Below are 2,468 nucleotides of genomic sequence, written 5' to 3'. Positions count from 1 at the left end.
CCTGCCGATCCGGAATTCTTCGACCCGGCCCTGCAGGCCGCGGTCGAGGCTTTCCAGCAAGCCAGCCGGCTTGAGATCGATGGCCGTGTCGGCAGTCAGACCCTGCACGAGCTGAATCTGAGCGCGCAGCACCGCGTCGCGCAAATCCGCGCCAATCTGGAACGCTATCGCTGGCTGCCCGCGGATATGGGCCGGCGGCATATCCGGGTGAATATCCCGGACTTTTCGCTTGAGGCCCGCAATGAGGGCGTCGTCGAACGCCGGCACGACGCCATTGTCGGCCTGACCTATCGGCCGACGCCCGTTTTCTCGGCGGAGATGACCTATATCGTCGTCAATCCCTGGTGGGAAACGCCGGCAAGCATTGCCGTGCGCAATGAATTACCGCTCTTTCGCAATGACCCCGGCGCCGTGACGCGGCTTGGCTTCCAGGTGCTCGATCGGGACGGCAACCAGGTCGATCCCGCAACGATCGACTGGAACACGGTACCGGCGCGCAATTTCCCCTACCAGCTGCGTCAGGCGCCCGGCCCGCTCAATGCGCTCGGCGAGGTCAAACTGATCTTCCCCAATCCGCACAATGTCTATCTGCACGACACCTCAAGCCGGGAATTGTTCGATCAGAACCGCCGCTGCTATTCATCGGGCTGTGTCCGGCTGCGTGATCCGTTCGAGCTGGCCGACTGGGTGATCGCCGAAACGCCGGAACTGTCTCCGGAAGGCTTGCGGGAGATTGCCGCCGGCAATACCGAAACCCGCCTGCCCCTGGCCCGGCCCATCCCGGTCTATCTCCTTTACTGGACAGCCGTGCACGACCCGTCGACTGGCATCCGCTTTGTGGCAGACCTATATCATAGGGATGATGAGTTGATTGCGGCGCTGGAGGCTACTCCATCGTCCATGGAGTAGCATGATGAAAAAATTTATCGGAAAAGCCCTGTTGAGTGCCGCCCTGGTGTCTGTCCTGCCCCAGATCGCGCACGCCAGGCTTCTCAGCCCGGTCGTCGACCGGACCGCACCGGCCGAAACAGGCTTCGACCCGGGGCATCTCCCCTTTACGATCACCCTGCGCGACGATCTCGTGGTCAATCTGGAGACCTTCGCGGTCTTTGCGAAGCCCGGCGAGGAGATCCATATTCGCGCCGACAGGCCGCTCAGCTGGCTGGACGGCGAGACCAGCCGGGAGGCCGCGACCGACCTCGACTGGACAGCGCCGGTCACACCCGGTCTGACGCAGGTGCAACTGGATGATGGCGAAGGGCACATCATGACGCTCAATCTGGTGGTGATGCAGTCGCATGCACCGGATGATGGCGAAACGATCAATGGCTACCGGCTCGGAAGCTATCCGTCGGAGCCCTATCGCGGCCACGAGAATTACCGCGCGCCGGAAAACTTCCTCGAAGTCACTGACGGGCTCGAGGATCTGGCCGTGTCGCCGCATTTCCGGCTCGGCCAGTTTCTCTGCAAACAGCCCGCGGACGGCAACCAGTATCTGGTGCTGAGCGAACGCCTCCTGGTCAAGCTTGAAGGCATTCTCGAAGCGGCCAATGAGCGCGGCTGGAAAGCCGACACCTTCACCGTGATGAGCGGCTATCGGACGCCAGCCTATAATGCCTCCATCGGCAATGGCCGCCATTCGCGCCACATCTATGGTGGTGCCGCCGATATTTTCATCGACGCCAATAATGACGGCGTGATGGATGATCTCAATGGCGATGGCGTGCATGACCGCCGCGATGCCGCAGCCCTGTTCGACCTGGTCGACAGCCTGTCACACAATGCGCCGCAATTTACCCCGCTGATCGGTGGCCTGGGCGAATATCCCCCGACCTCCAATCACGGCCCCTTCGTCCATGTCGATGAACGCGGCTGGCGCGCTCGCTGGGGCCGGGGCTAGGCGCGTCCGCAGGCGACAACCACGCAAGCGTCCAGCTTGGTAACACACCGCGTGTCAGGATGAGTTTGCACGGGGGTTTCCCCCGAACCTGAAAAAAGAGGCCATCCATGATCAAGCGGCTGAAGCGCCTTGCTCTCGCCTGTGCAGCGGCGCCCCTGTTGGGCCTGGCGCCGGCCAGTGCGGTCATCGTCAATTATGATTGCCGCGCCTGCGAGACCGGCACGCGCTTCTATCAGGCCCGCGAACTCAGCCTGGCCTGGACCGGACCGGCCAATGCCCACCTTTATGATGATCTCCTCATCGCCGTGCGCGGTGCCGCCTCGCACGGGCTGGACCCGGCCGATTACCACCTCGCCCTGCTCGAAGCGGCCGACCCTTCACGGGCCGATCTCGATCTCGATGAGGTCGCGACCGACGCCTATCTGACGCTGGCGGCGCACCTGCTGTCGGGACGCCTCAATCCGGTGACCATCGAGCCGGACTGGACCGCTGCCCGCCGTGGCCGCGACCTGGTCGCCTATCTGCAGGCCGCTCTCGGCAATGATGCGATCGGCGAGAGCCTTGAAGC

General features: G+C 63.2%; 2 protein-coding genes and 1 pseudogene. All 3 read left to right on the top strand.

Features of this window, described 5'->3' with window-relative positions; genetic code table 11:
- Positions 1-909, top strand: a 909-nt coding sequence (locus AAC023_RS14300) for a L,D-transpeptidase family protein (RefSeq protein ID WP_339741950.1), incomplete at its 5' end; no start/stop codon positions are given.
- A gap of 4 nt (positions 910-913) precedes the next feature.
- Entirely contained in the window at positions 914-1,900 is a 987-nt protein-coding gene (locus AAC023_RS14295) for a D-Ala-D-Ala carboxypeptidase family metallohydrolase (RefSeq protein ID WP_339741947.1), read from the top strand.
- Positions 1,901-2,007: 107 nt separating this feature from the next.
- Positions 2,008-2,468 (top strand): annotated as a pseudogene (locus tag AAC023_RS14290) (hypothetical protein); the annotation flags it as partial.

Source organism: uncultured Maricaulis sp. (genome assembly GCF_963976135.1).
Lineage (GTDB): Bacteria > Pseudomonadota > Alphaproteobacteria > Caulobacterales > Maricaulaceae > Maricaulis.
Note: the sequence above shows the minus strand (reverse complement) of the source record. Positions and strands in the feature narration are given on the sequence as shown.